General features: G+C 66.1%; 18 protein-coding genes. 4 read left to right on the top strand and 14 right to left on the bottom strand.

Annotated elements, in window-relative coordinates; translation table 11 throughout:
• Positions 1-7 precede the first annotated feature (7 nt).
• The 4 genes from paaD to paaA all read right to left on the bottom strand — a co-directional run bounded on the left by paaD (position 8) and on the right by paaA (position 2,766).
• On the bottom strand, positions 8-514 hold the full coding sequence (gene paaD, locus V6V88_RS07290; RefSeq protein ID WP_062838680.1) for a 1,2-phenylacetyl-CoA epoxidase subunit PaaD: 507 nt from the start codon (positions 512-514) through the stop codon (positions 8-10).
• Complete coding sequence (paaC, locus tag V6V88_RS07285) at positions 511-1,275, bottom strand: 1,2-phenylacetyl-CoA epoxidase subunit PaaC (protein WP_223574739.1); 765 nt, start codon at positions 1,273-1,275, stop codon at positions 511-513. The genes paaD and paaC overlap by 4 nt, the downstream gene beginning before the upstream one ends.
• A gap of 16 nt (positions 1,276-1,291) precedes the next feature.
• Positions 1,292-1,576: a 1,2-phenylacetyl-CoA epoxidase subunit PaaB gene (gene paaB / locus V6V88_RS07280; RefSeq protein WP_006388300.1), complete on the bottom strand. Its 285-nt coding sequence runs from the start codon at positions 1,574-1,576 to the stop codon at positions 1,292-1,294.
• Positions 1,577-1,776: 200 nt separating this feature from the next.
• On the bottom strand, positions 1,777-2,766 hold the full coding sequence (gene paaA / locus V6V88_RS07275; RefSeq protein WP_056322331.1) for a 1,2-phenylacetyl-CoA epoxidase subunit PaaA: 990 nt from the start codon (positions 2,764-2,766) through the stop codon (positions 1,777-1,779).
• A gap of 172 nt (positions 2,767-2,938) precedes the next feature.
• Here paaA and paaX point away from each other — a divergent pair, with 172 nt between their 5' ends.
• Positions 2,939-3,868 (top strand): phenylacetic acid degradation operon negative regulatory protein PaaX, encoded by a 930-nt coding sequence (gene paaX, locus V6V88_RS07270; protein WP_223574737.1) that lies wholly within the window; start codon positions 2,939-2,941, stop codon positions 3,866-3,868.
• Between the two features lie 19 nt (positions 3,869-3,887).
• Here paaX and V6V88_RS07265 read toward each other — a convergent pair whose 3' ends face one another.
• Positions 3,888-4,526 carry an NAD(P)H-hydrate epimerase gene (locus tag V6V88_RS07265; RefSeq protein ID WP_223574735.1) on the bottom strand — a complete coding sequence of 213 codons (639 nt, stop codon included), beginning with the start codon at positions 4,524-4,526 and terminating at the stop codon, positions 3,888-3,890.
• A 59-nt stretch (positions 4,527-4,585) separates the two neighbouring features.
• Positions 4,586-5,131 carry an oligoribonuclease gene (gene orn, locus V6V88_RS07260; RefSeq protein ID WP_223574733.1) on the bottom strand — a complete coding sequence of 182 codons (546 nt, stop codon included), beginning with the start codon at positions 5,129-5,131 and terminating at the stop codon, positions 4,586-4,588.
• 61 nt (positions 5,132-5,192) lie between these two features.
• Here orn and V6V88_RS07255 point away from each other — a divergent pair, with 61 nt between their 5' ends.
• Both V6V88_RS07255 and rsgA read left to right on the top strand, forming a co-directional pair.
• Positions 5,193-6,443 (top strand): M48 family metallopeptidase, encoded by a 1,251-nt coding sequence (locus V6V88_RS07255; RefSeq protein ID WP_062838622.1) that lies wholly within the window; start codon positions 5,193-5,195, stop codon positions 6,441-6,443.
• Positions 6,440-7,342 (top strand): ribosome small subunit-dependent GTPase A, encoded by a 903-nt coding sequence (gene rsgA / locus V6V88_RS07250; RefSeq protein ID WP_062838621.1) that lies wholly within the window; start codon positions 6,440-6,442, stop codon positions 7,340-7,342. The genes V6V88_RS07255 and rsgA overlap by 4 nt, the downstream gene beginning before the upstream one ends.
• A gap of 82 nt (positions 7,343-7,424) precedes the next feature.
• Here rsgA and V6V88_RS07245 read toward each other — a convergent pair whose 3' ends face one another.
• Both V6V88_RS07245 and rplS read right to left on the bottom strand, forming a co-directional pair.
• Complete coding sequence (locus V6V88_RS07245) at positions 7,425-8,156, bottom strand: CoA pyrophosphatase (RefSeq protein WP_056322314.1); 732 nt, start codon at positions 8,154-8,156, stop codon at positions 7,425-7,427.
• Positions 8,157-8,280: 124 nt separating this feature from the next.
• A complete protein-coding gene (gene rplS / locus V6V88_RS07240) occupies positions 8,281-8,661 on the bottom strand; it encodes a 50S ribosomal protein L19 (protein WP_056322312.1) in 381 nt (126 codons plus the stop codon).
• 212 nt (positions 8,662-8,873) lie between these two features.
• Between rplS and V6V88_RS07235 the strand changes: the two genes are divergently transcribed.
• Positions 8,874-9,746, top strand: a complete 873-nt coding sequence (locus V6V88_RS07235) for a DMT family transporter (RefSeq protein WP_108696456.1) — start codon at positions 8,874-8,876, stop codon at positions 9,744-9,746.
• A gap of 19 nt (positions 9,747-9,765) precedes the next feature.
• Here V6V88_RS07235 and V6V88_RS07230 read toward each other — a convergent pair whose 3' ends face one another.
• From V6V88_RS07230 to V6V88_RS07205, 6 genes are all read right to left on the bottom strand, one after another.
• Positions 9,766-10,227, bottom strand: a complete 462-nt coding sequence (locus V6V88_RS07230) for a hypothetical protein (protein WP_338618635.1) — start codon at positions 10,225-10,227, stop codon at positions 9,766-9,768.
• 76 nt (positions 10,228-10,303) lie between these two features.
• Positions 10,304-11,734 (bottom strand): PA0069 family radical SAM protein, encoded by a 1,431-nt coding sequence (locus V6V88_RS07225; protein ID WP_223574725.1) that lies wholly within the window; start codon positions 11,732-11,734, stop codon positions 10,304-10,306.
• Positions 11,735-11,945: 211 nt separating this feature from the next.
• Positions 11,946-13,244 carry a GTP-binding protein gene (locus V6V88_RS07220; RefSeq protein WP_338618630.1) on the bottom strand — a complete coding sequence of 433 codons (1,299 nt, stop codon included), beginning with the start codon at positions 13,242-13,244 and terminating at the stop codon, positions 11,946-11,948.
• Between the two features lie 42 nt (positions 13,245-13,286).
• Positions 13,287-14,195, bottom strand: a complete 909-nt coding sequence (cysD, locus tag V6V88_RS07215) for a sulfate adenylyltransferase subunit CysD (protein ID WP_280003582.1) — start codon at positions 14,193-14,195, stop codon at positions 13,287-13,289.
• Positions 14,196-14,234: 39 nt separating this feature from the next.
• Entirely contained in the window at positions 14,235-14,978 is a 744-nt protein-coding gene (locus V6V88_RS07210; protein ID WP_338618628.1) for a phosphoadenylyl-sulfate reductase, read from the bottom strand.
• Entirely contained in the window at positions 14,975-16,039 is a 1,065-nt protein-coding gene (locus V6V88_RS07205) for a sulfate ABC transporter ATP-binding protein (RefSeq protein WP_062838615.1), read from the bottom strand. Before V6V88_RS07205 ends, V6V88_RS07210 begins: the two co-directional genes overlap by 4 nt.
• Positions 16,040-16,063 lie beyond the last annotated feature (24 nt).

The raw sequence follows: 16,063 nt of genomic DNA, 5'->3' as shown, positions 1-16,063 counted from the left end.
CCACTCTTTAGTGAGTCTTGAAATAATCGAAGGGCTCGCGGCACGAGACGCAGCGATACAGCGCCTTGCACGACGTGGAGCCGAAATTGCTGACCAGGCGCGTGTCGCGCGACCCGCAGCGCGGGCAGGCGATGGCCGGCGCGGCCGTGCGGCGGCTGATGCCCGAGATGTCGATGGCGCGTTCGGCGGGGGCCGCGATGCCGTAACCCTTGAGGGCCTCGCGGCCTTTTTCGGTCATCCAGTCGGTCGTCCAGGCGGGCGCGAGGCGCGTTTCCACCCGGACCTCGGGCACGCCGTGGCGTTCGAGCGTCTGGCGGATGTCCTGCGTGATTTCGCGCATGGCCGGGCAGCCCGAATAGGTTGGCGTGATGACGACGACACAGGCGTCGCCGTCCCACGACACGTCGCGCACCACGCCCAGGTCCACCACGGACAGCACGGGGATCTCCGGATCGGGAACCTCCTGCAGCCAGGCGTAGACCTGGTCGGCGGAAATGGGCGCGAGCGCGTTCACCACGTGGCTCCCGGGTAGGCGCGGGGCAGGTATTGCATTTCGGCCAGCACGTAGCCCAGCGCCTCGGTGTGCTTGCCCTGGCGGCCGCCGCGGTGCGCCGCGTGGTTTGCGGCCGCCTCGTCGGGCACCGTCAAGGTGGCTTCTTCCAGCACTTCACGCACGTGCGCAAGCCAGGGCTGTCGCAGCGCGGCCAGCTCACAGCCGATGCCGCGCGCCGCGAGGTCCTGGTCGATGGCGTCATCGGCGAAGAGCTCGCCGGTGAAACGCCACGCGTCGTCGATGGCGGCCTGCATCTTGGCGTGGCTTTCGGCCGTGCCGTCGCCCAGACGCACCACCATGTCGGAGGAACGCCGCACGTGATAGGTCACTTCCTTGAGCGACTTGGCCGCGATGGCCGCAACGCGCTCGTCGGCGGACGTCTCCAGGCGCTGCAGCAGGAAGTAATGCCACACGTCGAACAGGAATTGCCGCGCCATGGTGTCGGCGTAGTTGCCGTTGTCGCGCTCGACCAGCAGCGCGTTGCGGAATTCGTGCGCGTCGCGCAGATAGGCCAGCGCGTCCTCGTCGCGGCCCCCGCCCTCGACCTCGCCGGCCAGCGTCAGCCACATGCGGGCCTGGCCCAGCAGGTCCAGCGCCGTGTTGGTCAGCGCCAGGTCTTCTTCCAGGATCGGACCGTGGCCCGTCCAGGCGCCCAGCCGCTGCGACAGGATGAGCGACGTGTCGCCCAGACGCAGCAGGTATTCAAAGAGTGCTTTATCCATGTCTCCCCCACCCGCCTTACATGTGCTTGATTTCTTCAGGCATCGGGAAGAAGGTCGGATGCCGGTAGACCTTGCTGTTGGCCGGCTCGAACAGCGGATCCTTGTCGCCCGGGCTGCTGGCCGAAATATCGGAGGCGCGCACCACCCAGATGCTCAGGCCCTCGTTGCGGCGCGTATACACGTCGCGGGCATGATTGATCGCCATTTCCGCATCCGGGGCATGCAGGCTGCCCACGTGCTTGTGCGCCAGGCCGTGCTGGCTGCGGATGAAGACTTCCCACAGAGGCCAGTCTTTGCTCATGATGGATTTCCTCTAGTGCCGGGGCGCATGGCGCCGACGGTCTGCAATAAATGAAATTGGGAACTGCAAATGCCAGAAACTTGACCGATCCCGAAGCGCCAGCAAGGGCCTGCGGGGCCGCGCGGATCCGGGCTCCGCCGGTCCGCTGCGGCGCCCCCCTGGGGGGGAAGCGCGCAGCGCTCCGGGGGGGGGTGGAACCTTCAAGCGGCTTTACGGGCGGACTGCTTTTCGGCGTGGGCGACCAGCGCGTCGCGCACCCAGGCGCCGTCCTCGTGCGCCTTGACGCGCGCGGCGAGGCGTTCGCGGTTGCAGGGGCCGTTGCCCTTGAGCACGGCGTAGAACTCGGTCCAGTCGATTTCGCCGAAGTCGTAGTGACCGCGCTCGGCGTTCCACTTCAGGTCAGGATCCGGGACGGTCAGGCCCAGGTACTCGGCCTGGGGCACGGTCTGGTCCACCATCTTCTGGCGCAGCTCGTCGTTCGAGAAGAGCTTGATCTTCCAGGCCATCGATTGGGCGCTGTTGGGCGAATCCGCATCCGAGGGGCCGAACATCATCAGGGCCGGCCACCACCAGCGGTTCAGCGAGTCCTGCACCATCGCCTTCTGTTCGGGCGTGCCGTGCAGGCACATCTGCATGAGCAGGTCATAGCCCTGGCGCTGGTGGAAGGACTCTTCCTTACAGACACGCACCATGGCCCGCGCGTACGGGCCGTACGAACAGCGGCACAGGGGAATCTGGTTGATGATCGCCGAGCCGTCGACCAGCCAGCCGATCATGCCGATGTCGGCCCAGCTGAGCGTGGGGTAATTGAAGATGCTGGAGTACTTGGCGCGCCCGGCGTGCAGGTCGTCGATCAGGTCGTCGCGCGACACGCCAAGGGTTTCCGCGGCGCTGTACAGGTAGAGCCCGTGGCCCGCTTCGTCCTGCACCTTGGCCAGGAGGATGGCCTTGCGCTTGAGGGACGGCGCGCGGGTGATCCAGTTGCCTTCGGGCAGCATGCCCACGATTTCCGAGTGCGCGTGCTGCGAGATCTGGCGAATCAGGGTCTTGCGGTAGGCCTCGGGCATCCAGTCCTTGGCCTCGATGCGGACGCCGTCGTCGATGCGCCGCTGGAACGTCTGTTCCAGGCCTTCAAGCTGGTCCGCGGTCTTGACCTGCTTGACGCCGGTTTCGACGAGTTGAGCGTACATAGTTGTCTCCTTGAGACGGTTTGCGAAAACGCAAAGCAAACGCTGCGCAGTGCCGTCATGTCATGGATCGATTATTTAATACAAAAAATTCATTGTCAAACTCAAATCTGTATCACATTGGATTTATGTATCATATCCAGCATCCCGATATCGGCCGTCCACGGCCCTCCTTATGGCAAACCCTCAGTCGCCCCTGGAACGCGCCCTGTCCCGCTTATTGAAAAGCGATCCGCCCCGCGCGAAATCGCTCTGCGTCAGCGTGCTGGGCGATGCGCTCGCGCCCCACGGCGGCGCCATCTGGCTGGGCAGCCTGATCGAGCTGCTCGCCCCGCTGGGCATCAACGAACGCCTGCTGCGCACCAGCGTCTTTCGCCTGGTGGCGCAGAACTGGCTGCAGTCCGAACGGCACGGCCGGCGCAGCCTGTACCTGATCTCCGAGCAAGGCGCGCGATATACGTCGCACGCGTCGCAACGCATCTACGAAGGCGGCGCCAAGGAATGGAACGGGGAATGGACGCTGGTCGCGCTGCCCCGCACGGGCAACGGACTGGCTGAACGCGGCGAGTTGCGCCGCGAATTGACCTGGGAAGGCTTCGGCATGATCGCGCCGGGGCTGTTTGCGCATCCGCACACCGAGGCGCGCGCCGCGCACGAGATCCTTGAGAAGCTGGGCATTCCGGACCGCGCCCTGGTGCTGTCGGCCCGCGATCTGGCCGGGGCCGGCGGCCTGCCCATCGCCAGCCTGGCCACGCAGTGCTGGAACCTGGACGACGTGGCCGAGCAATACCGGCAGTTCTCACGCAATTTCGGCCCGCTGGAAAAGCTGCTGGACGACGCGCCCTCGCCCGCAGACGCCTTTACCGTCCGCGTCATGGTGCTGCACAGCTGGCGCCGGATCGTCTTGCACGACCCGCAGCTTCCCGCCCCCATGCTGCCGGACAACTGGCCCGGCCACGCCGCCCGCGACCTATGCGGCCGGCTCTACTGGAAGGTATTCGATCCGTCCGAGCTCCACCTGGATGCCCTGGCCGGCCAGGACAACGATCGCTATCGCCCGCTGTCGCCCGAGGTCGAAACCCGGTTTGGCGGACGGCCGGCCTGACAGCCCACCGTGCGGCAGCTCAGCGGTCTGCGCTGTCGGCGGGCATGACGACGCCCAGCGTATCGACGTGGCACTCTCCGGCGGCCGCGCGTCCCGCGCCGGGAAGCGACAGCCCGCGGCTGACCGCAATGAAAGATAACGTCCACCGCGCCTGAATCGGGCGGCCCAGCGCCGCCCCGCTGTCGGCCTCGATGCCGCTGGGCACATCCAGCGCCAGCACCGGCACCTGCAAGGCATTGACCGCATCGATCAGGGATTGCCATTTGGCATCCAGGGGACGGTTCAGACCGATGCCGAACAGGCCGTCCATCACCACATCGGGGGACGGTCCGTCAGGCAGGTCTTCATACGTGCGTGCTTGTCCGCCTGCGGCCAGCCAGCCGGCCCAGGCACGGGCAGCGTCGGCGGGCAGCTTGCCGGGGCCTGAGGGCAGCACCACATGGACATCGAAGCCCCGCGCCAGCAGCAGCGTGGCTGCTTCCAACGCGTCCCCGCCGTTATTGCCGGGACCGGCCAGGGCAAGCACCGAGGCCTTCGCGGGCACCCGCGCCGTAACGAAGTTGGCGGCCGCGGCGCCGGCAAGCGGCATCAGGGTGCGCCCGGATGCCAGGGCGCGCTGCTCTGCAAGACGGATCTGCACGACGGAGTAGGACGGCATAAGCGAAGCGCGGCGGCAAGGCCGTGTGACGTTTGGAACCCGGCGGTCCGCCGCCGGTCTCAGACCTTCAGGAAGTGCTCGCGGTAGTACTTGAGTTCGTCGATGGACTCGTAGATGTCGGCCAGCGCTTCGTGGCGGCTCTTTTTCTCGAATCCCTTGTAGACGGCGGGGGCCCAGCGGCGCGCCAGTTCCTTGAGCGTGCTGACGTCCAGGTTGCGGTAATGGAAGAACTGTTCCAGGCGCGGCATGTACGCAAACATGAAACGGCGGTCCTGGCCGATGGTGTTGCCGCACATCGGCGATTTTCCGGCCGGCACATGCTGCGCAAGGAACGCCAACAGCGTATCCTCTGCCTGCGCCTCGGACACCGTGGAGGCCTTGACCTTGTCGATGAGCCCGCTTTTGCCGTGGGTGGATTTGTTCCAGTTGTCCATGGCGTCGAGCAGGCTGTCGGATTGGTGCACCACGATCACCGGCCCTTCGGCCACGACCGTCAGGTCAGGCTCGGTCACCACGACGGCGACTTCGATAATCCGTTCTTTCTCGGGGTCCAGCCCCGTCATTTCCATGTCGAGCCAGATCAGGCGGTTTTCGTTCGCAGCCATATAATTTGCCTTTAAAACACGCGATTTTCGCACATCCCTTCTTGAGCAAAACGCATTGCCCATGTTCACACTGCTGTTCGTTGCCTTCCTGCTGACCGATATTGCCGTGCGCATGTGGCTGGCGTCGCGCCAGATCCGCCACGTCGCCCGCAATCGGGACCAGGTGCCTGCGGAATTCTCCCATCGCATCGGGCTGACCAGCCACCAACGGGCGGCCGATTACACCGTGGCGCGGGTCAGGCTGGGCATGCTCGAACGCACCTATGACGCCCTCGTGCTGGTCGCCCTGACGCTGTTGGGCGGGCTGCAGTTCATCGACCTTGCGGTCGGCCAGCTTACCAGCAACGACTTCGCGCGGCAGATGCTGCTGCTGGTGACCGTGGCGCTGGTGCTGGGGTTGCTGGGCCTGCCCTTCACGCTCTGGCGCCAGTTCAAGCTGGAAGCGCGCTTTGGCTTTAACCGCATGACGCCCGGGCTGTTCGTGGCCGATGCCCTCAAGGGCCTCCTGGTCGCCGCCGTGCTGGGCCTGCCGCTGGCCGCCGCCGTGCTGTGGCTGATGGGCAGTGCAGGCGCCTACTGGTGGATCTGGGCCTGGGCGCTCTGGACGGTGTTCAACCTGGCGCTGCTGATCATCTACCCGATGTTCATTGCCCCCCTTTTCAACAAGTTCACGCCGCTTTCCGACCCCGAACTGGCCGGCCGCATCCAGCGCCTGGCCCAGCGCTGCGGCTTTGCCTTGAACGGGCTCTTCGTCATGGACGGTTCGCGCCGCTCGGCGCATGGCAACGCCTACTTCACGGGCTTCGGAAAATCCCGCCGCATCGTGTTCTTCGATACCCTGCTGGCGCGCCTGAACGCCGACGAAATCGAAGCCGTGCTGGCGCACGAGCTGGGGCATTTCGCCAAGCGCCACATCATCAAGCGCGTGGTCTTCAGCTTTGCCGCCGCGCTGGTGTTCTTTGCCATCCTGGGTTGGGTCGCGCAGCAACCGTGGTTCTATGTGGGCCTGGGCGTACTGCCGCAACTGGGTGGCCGCAACGACGCCATGGCCCTGTTGCTGTTCTTCCTGGTCATTCCCGTATTCACCTTCATGTTGACGCCGCTTGCCAGCTGGTATTCCCGCCGCGACGAATTCGAAGCGGACCGCTATGCCGCCGAGCAAAGCTCGCCGGACCGCCTGGTCTCCGCGCTGGTCAAGCTGTACGACGACAACGCCGCCACCCTGACGCCCGACCCCGTGCATTCCGCCTTCTATGACAGTCACCCGCCTGCCGCCGTGCGCATCCGCCACCTGATGGCGGCCGCCGCATGAGCGCGCCAATGGAAGGCCGCATCATCGCCGCGCATGGCCGCCACTACACCGTGGAACTGGCCGACGGCGCGCTACGCAAATGCTTCCCGCGCGGCAAAAAGACCGGCGCCGCGGTGGGCGATCGGGTCAAGATCACGCCGCAAGGCAAAGACGAAGGCGCCATCGACGCCATCCTGCCGCGCAGCAACCTGCTCTATCGTTCCGACGAAATGCGGTCCAAGCAGTTTGCGTCCAATGTGGACCAGCTGTTGATCGTCGTGGCCGTGCGGCCCACCTTTTCGGACGACCTGACGGGCCGCGCCCTGGCGGGCGCATGGAGCGCGGGCATCGCGCCGCTCATCATCCTGAACAAGACGGACCTGACCGACGAGCTGCCGGCCGCCCGCGCGCGGCTTGCGCCCATCGCGGCGCTGGGCGTGGACGTCATCGAACTGAGTGCGCTCGAGCCCGAAAAGGTCCACACCCTGCTCGCGCCACGCCTGGCTGGCCGCACCAACCTGCTGCTGGGGCAAAGCGGCATGGGCAAGTCCACGCTGCTGAACGCCCTGGTGCCGGACGCCGCCGCTGCCACGCGCGAGCACTCCACCGCGCTGGACATGGGCAAGCACACCACCACCAGCACCCGGCTCTACCATCTGCCGGCGCCGGGCGGCGACCTGATCGATTCGCCGGGATTCCAGGCGTTCGGGCTGCATCACCTGACCCGTGACGACATCATTCGCGGTTTTCCGGAGTTCACGCAGCCCATCGAGGAATGCCGCTTCTACAACTGCACCCACCGCCACGAGCCCGGCTGCGGCGTGATGGCGGCGTTGCAGGCCGGCAGGATCGATCCTGCTCGCTACGCGCTGTACGAACGCATCCTTGAGGAAAACCTGGCGGGCCAGCAGCGCTACTGACGCTTGGCGCCGCGCCATTGAAAACGGCCCCAATCGGGGCCGTCAGCGTGTGCGGGTCACGAAAAGCCCTGCCCCAGGCGCGTCAGCGCGGCGTGAATCCGTGGCGCAGCAGGTGATAAAGATTGCGCAGCATTCCCGCAGTCGCGCCCCAGATGAAATGCTTGCCATACGGCATGCCGTAATACTGGCGCACCCGCCCATCATCCAGCCGGGCTTCGTACAGGCGGTGATTGGCCGGGTCCATCAGGAACGACAGCGGCACCTCGAACACCTCGGCCACCTCGAACGCATCGGGCGCCAATTCGAACCCCGGCCGCACCAGCGACACGACGGGAATGATCGAAAAGCCGGTCGCCGTCAGGTACGGCGGCATGCTGCCCAGGACTTCCACGTGATTGGCCGGCAAGCCGGTCTCCTCTTGCGCCTCGCGCAGCGCCGCCGCCACGGGCGTGGCGTCGCTGGTCTCGATGCGACCGCCGGGAAAACTGATCTGGCCCGCGTGATCATGCAGGTGCGCCGCACGCTGCGTCAGCATGATGTTCACGCCCTCGTCGCGGGTCACCAGCGGAATCAGCACGGCGGCAGGCACCGGCGCGCCCTCTCGCCCGGGATAGCGCAGATCGTTGTCACGCGATAACTCCAGCGTCCAGGTGGACGGCTGGCTCAGCGTGCCTCGCAGCGAGTCCGGCGTGAGCAGGCGGGTCGGCACGGGCGGCAGCGATTCGTTGGCCACCACCCACGGTTGCGTCGCGGGATCGAAGCCGGGACGCGCCAGCGGCCGTCGGGGCCGCGCGGAAGACGAGGAATCAGACATACGGCTCAGAAATAAGAAAAAAGGCACCCTCGCAGGTGCCTTTTTAACCCGGAAACCCGTGCCGGACGGAAACGCGGGTTGGCGTGTACGTCCGACACTGGCAGGGCCGTGTACCGATAAGCGATCAAGCCGCGTTGGCTTGCTTGCTGACCAGCTTTTCCTTGATGCGAGCCGACTTGCCCGAGCGCGAGCGCAGGTAGTACAGCTTGGCGCGGCGCACGTCGCCGCGGCGCTTCACTTCGATGCTGGCGATTTGCGGCGAGTACAGCTGGAACGTACGTTCCACGGCTTCACCCGACGAAATCTTGCGCACGGTGAACGCGGAGTTCAGACCGCGATTGCGCTTGGCAATCACAACGCCTTCGAAAGCCTGCACGCGCTTGCGGGTGCCTTCGACGACGTTGACGCTCACGATGACGGTGTCACCAGGAGCAAATTCAGGCTTGGCTTGACCGCCGGTCAGACGGGCAATTTCTTCCTGTTCCAGGATAGCGATGAGGTTCATGTGAACTCCTAGATCATCATGCCTTTGCGGGGTAATACTTTTGCCGTTCAGTATTGTGAGTGCTATGCCGCAAGCAGAGGATGAGATTTGGCAAACCGATGATTCTACACCAAAAATTCCGCTGAGCCTCGGGTAACATGTGCGGCTTGAGCATGGTTTGCGGTACCCTTCCAACTCCCTGTAACAAACACGTCATCTGACGCTGTTCCCTCATGTCGTACTCGTCCCTGTTATTGGTCGTCCTGGCGGCGATGGCCCACGCCACGTGGAACCTCCTTGCCAAGCGCGCGGCCATGGTGGGCGCGCCCTTCGTCTTCGCGTACGGCCTGTGCGCCTCGGTGCTGTATGCGCCCTGGGTGATCTGGGTGTTGATGCACGACGGCATGAACTGGACCTGGCCCGTCGTCGGGGCAATCCTAGCGTCCAGCCTGTTGCATCTGGGCTACAGCCTGTGCCTGCAACGCGGCTATCAGGTGGCCGACCTGTCCGTCGTGTATCCGATTGCCCGGGGCACCGGCCCGCTGCTTTCCACCACGGGCGCCTTCCTGCTATTGGGCGAGCCAGCCACCAGCACCGGGATTGCGGGCATGCTGTGCGTGGTGGCCGGGGTGCTGCTGATCGCCACCCAGGGACGGCTGGCCATCTTCAAGCAGCCGCAGGCGTGGATCGGCGTGCGCTGGGGTGTGGTGATCGGCCTGTTCATCGCCGCCTATACGGTGGTGGACGCGTACGGCGTGAAAGTGCTGCTGATCAGCCCGGTGCTGTTCGACTGGTTCACCTGTGTAACCCGCACCGCGATGATGACGCCCCACATGCTGCGCCGCCCCACGCATTCGTGGGAATCCATGCGCGGACATTGGCACCTGGCGCTGGCCGTGGGTTTTCTGTCGCCGCTGGGGTACATCCTGGTGCTGTATGCATTGCGCAACGGCGCGCCGCTGAGCCTGGTGGCCCCTGCCCGCGAAATGTCCATGATGCTCGGCACCCTGGCCGGCATGTTCCTGCTGCGTGAAAAAGTGGGCGTCGGCCGTCTGGCCGGTTGCGTGTCCATTCTGGCGGGCGTGATCCTGTTGGGATCGAGCTGACCGCCGCGTGGCGGCGTTTTCAGAATCCGCCCGCCACGCCCAACCACATCAGGCCGGGAATCATTGCGCCCCAGGCCAACACCAGCACGACGTCCGTGATCATGGCTTTCATGGTGAGCTGGTTGGCAACGGGCTGAGCCTTGGCGTCACCGATGCTGTGATCACGCGCGCCCGAGGCGACCGGCACGGCTGCGGGAACGGGAGCGGCGGCCGGAGCCGAAACGCTCGCCGGGGTGTCGACCGCAGGAGCGCCTGCCGCAGGACTGATGGCCACTTCCTCAGGCGTGGGCGCCGGCGGGAACGGCCAGCGGGCGGGCATGCGGGTGGCACGCATGCGCGGGCCAGAGGCCGAACCGCTCCAGGGCAAGGCCATGCCCGTCAGGCTGGCGCAGAACGCGCGGGCGCGGTTGGCGCCGCGGCGCAGCGGATTCAGGGAAACAGCGAGCTCATCCGGCAGGACGGAAAAATCAGCGGTGTTCATGGGAACTCCTTGGATAAACGTTCCAGCGCCGAGGCGATTCGCCCTGGCATGCACCCGAGGCAACGGCAGCCTGCGGTCAGTCGAACAAAGACAGTTGGCCGGCGGCCATGGCGCGCAACTGGCGCGCACCGCGCCCGTACGCGCCGCTGACCGCGGGCAAACCACCAGGAAAAGGGACCCCTGAAGACGCTTTCGCGCCAGCCGGGGATGGAAAGTCGGAGTCGGCGCCGCCGGCATCACCCGGCGTAGCCGCGGCCGGGCCCGCCGGAGCCGCAAACACAGCCGCGGACGCAGCGTCGAAAAGCGACGCTGACGCGCCAGGCCCCACGGGCGGCGCGAAGCGGCTGCAATCGAGCGACAGGCGCGTGCGGTTGAGCCCCAGCTTGCGCGTGGCGACCGCGAAGCGCTGGCGCAGCAGGTCGGCCCAGATGCCCGTCCCGCGCATGCGTGACCCGAAGTTGGGATCGTTGCGGCGGCCGTTGCGCAGGTCTTCGATGCGATGCAGCACGCGCTGCGCGCGGTCCGGATAGTGGGCGTTGAGCCAGTCTTCGAACAGGGTTTTGACCTCCCAGGGCATTCGCAGGACCGTGTAGCTGGCGTAGTGCGCGCCGGCGGCCTTGGCCTCCTGGAGGATGTGTTCCATGGATTCGTCGTTGATGAACGGAATGACGGGGGCCACCAGCACGCCCACCGGCACGCCGGCGTCGGTCAGGCTGCGCACCGCTTCAAGGCGGCGCCACGGCGCGGCGGCGCGGGGCTCCAGCGTGCGGGCCATGCCGGCATCCAGCGTGGTGATGCTGATGTAGACCACCACGAGGTTCTGCTGCGCCAGGGCGGCCAGCAGGTCCAGGTCGCGGGCGACCAGCGCGTTCTTGGTGACGATGGTGACCGGATGCCGGGTTTCGAGCATGAGCTCGAGCATGCCCCGCGTCAGGCGCCAGTCGCGCTCGATGGGCTGGTAGGCGTCGGTGGCCGAGCCGATGTTGATGGGCGACGGCTTGTAGCCGGGCCGGGACAGTTCGGCGCGCAGTGCCTGCACGGCGTTGGCCTTGGCCACCAGCCGGGTTTCGAAGTCCAGCCCGGGCGAATAGCCCAGGTAGGAATGCGTAGGCCGGGCATAGCAATACACGCAACCGTGCTCGCAGCCGCGGTACGGATTGGCGGCGACGTCGAAGGGAATGTCCGGGGAATCGTTGCGCGACAGGATCTTGCGCGCTTCTTCCGCAGTGACCGTGGTCTTGGGTGCGGGCGGCGCGCAGCGGGTGTCGGGCAGGATGGGGATAACGGGGGAGCGGACCGCATCGCTGGCGTCCGGCGCGTTATCGGGGACGGAGTCGATGAAATCGGCCGGCAGACCGGAAGCGGACCAGCCATCGTCGACCTGGACGCGGTCATCGCGCTGAAAGCGATGCCGAACATTAGTAACCGCACCCCGACCGCGCAAGGCGGCGGGGGCGGCAGCCGGGGACCCAGAACCGGCGGGAAAAGAATGATCGGTGCGTGCCATAAAAACTACTGTACAAAAACACAGTGATTTTGACAAGCACCAAAAGCCTTTTCGTCAGACAGCCCAACTTTACCGCAAGAAGAAGACATCGTCTGAACAATTCGATTTCATCTTGCGATATCGCCCGGGAACCCGCGCCAACATTAGGTTTGGACGAAAAACAACATGAAAACCCGGGGCGAAATTCAGCGATTTCGCCCCGGATTGCGGCTTACCGCAGCATGCCGGCGGCAGCCGTCTGATGCGTGGCCTCGTCGATCAGAATGAACGCGCCGGTTGCCGCCACATCGTCGTAGCGATCGACCGCGAGCGACTCGCGCGTGGTGAGCGTCACGCGTCCGATGTCGTTCATGCGCAGCGTGCCTTCGGTGTTCTCGACTTCCTGCAGTTCGTGGATGTCCCGATGCGACAGCACCGCACGCACCTTCGCCGACGTCAGACGCGTGCCCGACTTGAGCAGATACTTGCGCGCCGGATTCAAGGCCTGCGCGTCCAGCCAGCACAGCTCGGCTTCGAACTCGCGCGATACCTGCGCCGGCGCGGCCGTGTGCACGATCACGTCACCGCGCGACACGTCGACATCGCGGTCCAGCACCAGCGTGATGGAGTCGCCCGCCACCGCTTCGTCAAGCGTGCGGTCAAAGGCGCGCACTTCCTGCACCACCGCCGTCACGCCAGATGGCTGCACCGTCACCGCGTCTCCCGGGCGCACCACGCCACTGGCGAGCCGGCCCGCGTAGCCGCGGAAATCATCGGCGCGCTCGCCGCCATGACGCGCCACCCACTGCACCGGAAAGCGCAGCGGCAACGCGCGGCCGTCGCCCGACAAGTCCAGCGATTCCAGGAGCGCGAGCAGCGGCTGCCCGTCGTACCAAGGCGTCTTGCCGGACAGCGTGACGACGTTGTCGCCGCTCAGTGCCGACAACGGCAACGCGTCGAAATGCGCGATGCCCAACTTTCCGGCCAGGTCCGCATAGGCGTCGCGGATGCGTTCGAAGACGGCGCAGTCCCAGTCCACCAGGTCCATCTTGTTCACCGCGACGACGATATGGCGTATGCCCAAGAGGCGCGCGATGGTGCTGTGCCGCTTGGTCTGCGGCAGCAGCTTGCCGTCGGCGGCGCGGGTCGCGTCGATGAGAATGACCGCGACATCCGCGGTCGATGCGCCTGTCACCATGTTGCGCGTGTACTGCTCGTGCCCCGGCGCATCGGCGATGATGAATTTGCGCGTGGGCGTCGAGAAGTAGCGGTAGGCCACGTCGATGGTGATGCCCTGCTCGCGTTCGGCTTCCAGGCCGTCCGTCAGCAGCGAGAAATCGATGCCGTCGCCCGCGACGCGCTTGTGCTTGGCGCGCGAGATCGCATCGAGCTGGTCGGCAAATACGCCCTTGCTGTCATACAGCAGGCGGCCGATCAGCGTGGACTTGCCATCGTCGACGGAGCCCGCCGTGATGAGGCGCAGCACGCCGGTGTCGGCGCCGGAAAGAAAGGAATCGTTCAGTGCGTTCATGAGGGTCCCCAGACGCCGGCATGCGCCGGCGCGTCTTGTCGTTCAGAAATAGCCTTCCTTCTTGCGGCGCTCCATGGAGGCCTCGGAAGTCTGGTCGTCCATGCGCGTGGCGCCGCGCTCGGTGACGTCCGTCACGGCGGTCTCGGCGATGATGGCCATGGTGTCGCTGGCGTCGGAGGCGACCGGGCACGTGCACGAGATATCGCCCACCGTGCGGAACCGGACCGACAGGCGCTCGACCTGTTCGCCCTCGGCCGGCGGCGTCAGGCGGGTGACAGGCACCAGCAGACCTTTGCGGCGCACCACCTCGCGCTCGTGCGCGAAGTAGATCGACGGCAGCGCCAGCTGTTCGCGCTGGATGTACTGCCAGACGTCCAGCTCGGTCCAGTTCGAGATCGGGAAGACGCGCATGTTCTCGCCGCGATGCACGCGCGTGTTGAACAGGCTCCAAAGCTCGGGACGCTGGGCCTTGGGATCCCATTGGCCGAACTCGTCGCGGAACGAAAAGATGCGTTCCTTGGCGCGCGCCTTTTCCTCGTCGCGGCGCGCGCCGCCGATGCAGGCGTCAAAGCCGAATTCCTCGATGGCCTCCAGCAGCGTCACCGCCTGGGCCGCATTGCGCGAGTCGGTCTCGCGGCGCAGCACGACGCTGCCGCGCTTGATCGAATCCTCGACGCTGCGCACGATCAGCGTCTCGCCCAGCTCGGCCGCGCGGGCATCGCGAAAGGCGATCACCTCGTCGAAGTTGTGGGCGGTGTCGATGTGCATCAGCGGAAACGGGAAGCGGCCGGGCCGGAAGGCCTTTTCGGCCAGGCGCAGGAGCACCACGGAATCCTTGCCGCCCGAAAAGAGCAGGACGGGCTTTTCGCATTCGGCCGCGACTTCGCGCAGGATGAAGATCGCTTCCGATTCCAGCCAATCCAGGTGGCTGCGTTGAATAACAGCAGACATAGGTTTTCCCCTAAAACGATTTTGAATTCATGGCCGCGCTCAATCGGCGCGCGCCGCAATAGTGATGACCCGGTTGCCCGCGTGCAGGCCGCATTCCTTCGAGTCGGACGATTCCCACCACCACCGCCCTGCCCGCAGGTCCTCGCCGGGGCGGATGGCGCGCGTACAGGGTTCGCAACCGATGGACGGGTAGCCCTGGTCGTGCAGCGGGTTGTAGGGAATGCCGAGCGCGCGGATGGCGGACCAGATGTCGTCCTCGCTCCACTCGGCCAGCGGGTTGAATTTGTAGAGACCGAAGGTCTTGTCGTCCTCTTCGAGCCGCAGCTCGCCGCGCGTCGTGGACTGCGCGCGCCGCTGTCCGGTGATCCAGGCGCCGCGGCCGGCCAGCGCGCGCTTGAGCGGCTCGACCTTGCGGATCTGGCAACAGGCCTTGCGCAGCTCGACGCTTTCGTAGAAAGCATGGGCGCCATGCGCGGCGACGTGTTCGTCGACTGCCGCCTGCACGGGCCGGTACACCGTGATCTCGCGGCCGTAGCGGTCGCGCACCGCATCCAGCACGCCCAGCGTCTCGGCATGCAGCCGCCCCGTGTCCAGCGTGAAGACCTCAAGATTCAGGTCCGAGCTGTAGATGGCATGCGTCAGCACCATGTCCTCGGCCGCCAAAGACGAGGCCAGCGCGGCGTCCGGGTAACGCCGGCGGATGTCCGCCAGGCGCCCGATCAGGTCGCGCCAGCGCGCCGCCAGGGCGGGTTCAAGTTCTGAAGTGAGTTCCGTTGTGGTCATGGTTGCACCGCAAAAATACGGGCGCGCCGGGGACGCGCCAGCAGGATCTCGCCATCCTGCAGATTGAGTTGCTGATAAAGGGATTCGGGCACCTCGGCCTCGATGATGGCGTCCGAGTCCTGGCGCGCCAGTTCCAGGTATGCGCTGGGGCCCGCCAGATAGGCGTGAGACAGCCGAACGGCAATGCCCTCGGCGCCGGCGCGGTAGCGCTCGACCTCGAACTCATGCGGCCGCACGTAGGCCGTGGCGCGCTGCGCGTCGGCCTGCGCCAGCTCCGGAGCCGGCAGCGACAGGCCGGCGCCTTGCCACACTCCGCGCGTGGCGGTGCCCTGCAGTTGATTCACGTCGCCCAGGAATCCGTAGACGAACGGCGTGGCCGGACTTTCCCAGACCTCGCGCGGCGTGCCCACCTGCTCGATGCGGCCGGCGTTCATCAGCACCACGCGGTCCGAGACTTCCAGCGCCTCTTCCTGATCGTGCGTGACGAACACGCTGGCCACGTGCAGTTCGTCATGCAGCCGCCGCAGCCAGCGGCGCAGCTCCTTGCGCACCTTGGCGTCCAGCGCGCCGAAGGGCTCATCGAGCAGCAGCACCCGAGGCTCGACCGCCAGCGCCCGCGCCAGCGCGATGCGCTGGCGCTGCCCGCCCGACAGCTGCGCCGGATAGCGGTCGGCCAGCCAGTCCAGTTGCACCAGGCTCAGCAGGTCATGCACCTTGCGCTTGATCTGATCCTCGGACGGACGCTGCGAGCGGTGCTTGACGCGCAGCCCGAAGGCCACGTTCTCGAACACCGTCATGTGCTTGAACAGCGCGTAGTGCTGGAACACGAATCCGACCTGGCGCTGGCGCACGTCCACGGCAGTGGCGTCTTCGCCCGCGAACAGCACGCTGCCCGAATCGGCCGATTCCAGCCCGGCGATGATGCGCAAGAGCGTGGTCTTGCCGCAGCCCGACGGCCCCAGCAGCGCCACCAGCTCGCCGGTCTCGATGTGCAGCGACACATCGTTCAGCGCGCGGAACTGGCCGAAGCGTTTGGATAGATTGCGTACTTCGATACTCATGCCTATGTCTCCTTGCCCGGCCCG

The sequence above is a fragment of the Achromobacter sp. E1 genome, assembly GCF_037039475.1.
Classification (GTDB): domain Bacteria; phylum Pseudomonadota; class Gammaproteobacteria; order Burkholderiales; family Burkholderiaceae_B; genus Achromobacter; species Achromobacter mucicolens.
Note: the sequence above shows the minus strand (reverse complement) of the source record. Positions and strands in the feature narration are given on the sequence as shown.

What these genes read in the sequence shown, in the direction of transcription:
- paaC (WP_223574739.1), bottom strand. Translation starts at nt 1,275, where the DNA reads ATGGATAAAGCACTCTTTGAATACCTGCTGCGTCTGGGCGACACGTCG.
- paaB (WP_006388300.1), bottom strand. Translation starts at nt 1,576, where the DNA reads ATGAGCAAAGACTGGCCTCTGTGGGAAGTCTTCATCCGCAGCCAGCAC.
- paaA (WP_056322331.1), bottom strand. Translation starts at nt 2,766, where the DNA reads ATGTACGCTCAACTCGTCGAAACCGGCGTCAAGCAGGTCAAGACCGCG.
- paaX (WP_223574737.1), top strand. Translation starts at nt 2,939, where the DNA reads ATGGCAAACCCTCAGTCGCCCCTGGAACGCGCCCTGTCCCGCTTATTG.
- V6V88_RS07265 (WP_223574735.1), bottom strand. Translation starts at nt 4,526, where the DNA reads ATGCCGTCCTACTCCGTCGTGCAGATCCGTCTTGCAGAGCAGCGCGCC.
- orn (WP_223574733.1), bottom strand. Translation starts at nt 5,131, where the DNA reads ATGGCTGCGAACGAAAACCGCCTGATCTGGCTCGACATGGAAATGACG.
- V6V88_RS07255 (WP_062838622.1), top strand. Translation starts at nt 5,193, where the DNA reads ATGTTCACACTGCTGTTCGTTGCCTTCCTGCTGACCGATATTGCCGTG.
- rsgA (WP_062838621.1), top strand. Translation starts at nt 6,440, where the DNA reads ATGAGCGCGCCAATGGAAGGCCGCATCATCGCCGCGCATGGCCGCCAC.
- V6V88_RS07245 (WP_056322314.1), bottom strand. Translation starts at nt 8,156, where the DNA reads ATGTCTGATTCCTCGTCTTCCGCGCGGCCCCGACGGCCGCTGGCGCGT.
- rplS (WP_056322312.1), bottom strand. Translation starts at nt 8,661, where the DNA reads ATGAACCTCATCGCTATCCTGGAACAGGAAGAAATTGCCCGTCTGACC.
- V6V88_RS07235 (WP_108696456.1), top strand. Translation starts at nt 8,874, where the DNA reads ATGTCGTACTCGTCCCTGTTATTGGTCGTCCTGGCGGCGATGGCCCAC.
- V6V88_RS07230 (WP_338618635.1), bottom strand. Translation starts at nt 10,227, where the DNA reads ATGAACACCGCTGATTTTTCCGTCCTGCCGGATGAGCTCGCTGTTTCC.
- V6V88_RS07225 (WP_223574725.1), bottom strand. Translation starts at nt 11,734, where the DNA reads ATGGCACGCACCGATCATTCTTTTCCCGCCGGTTCTGGGTCCCCGGCT.
- V6V88_RS07220 (WP_338618630.1), bottom strand. Translation starts at nt 13,244, where the DNA reads ATGAACGCACTGAACGATTCCTTTCTTTCCGGCGCCGACACCGGCGTG.
- cysD (WP_280003582.1), bottom strand. Translation starts at nt 14,195, where the DNA reads ATGTCTGCTGTTATTCAACGCAGCCACCTGGATTGGCTGGAATCGGAA.
- V6V88_RS07210 (WP_338618628.1), bottom strand. Translation starts at nt 14,978, where the DNA reads ATGACCACAACGGAACTCACTTCAGAACTTGAACCCGCCCTGGCGGCG.
- V6V88_RS07205 (WP_062838615.1), bottom strand. Translation starts at nt 16,039, where the DNA reads ATGAGTATCGAAGTACGCAATCTATCCAAACGCTTCGGCCAGTTCCGC.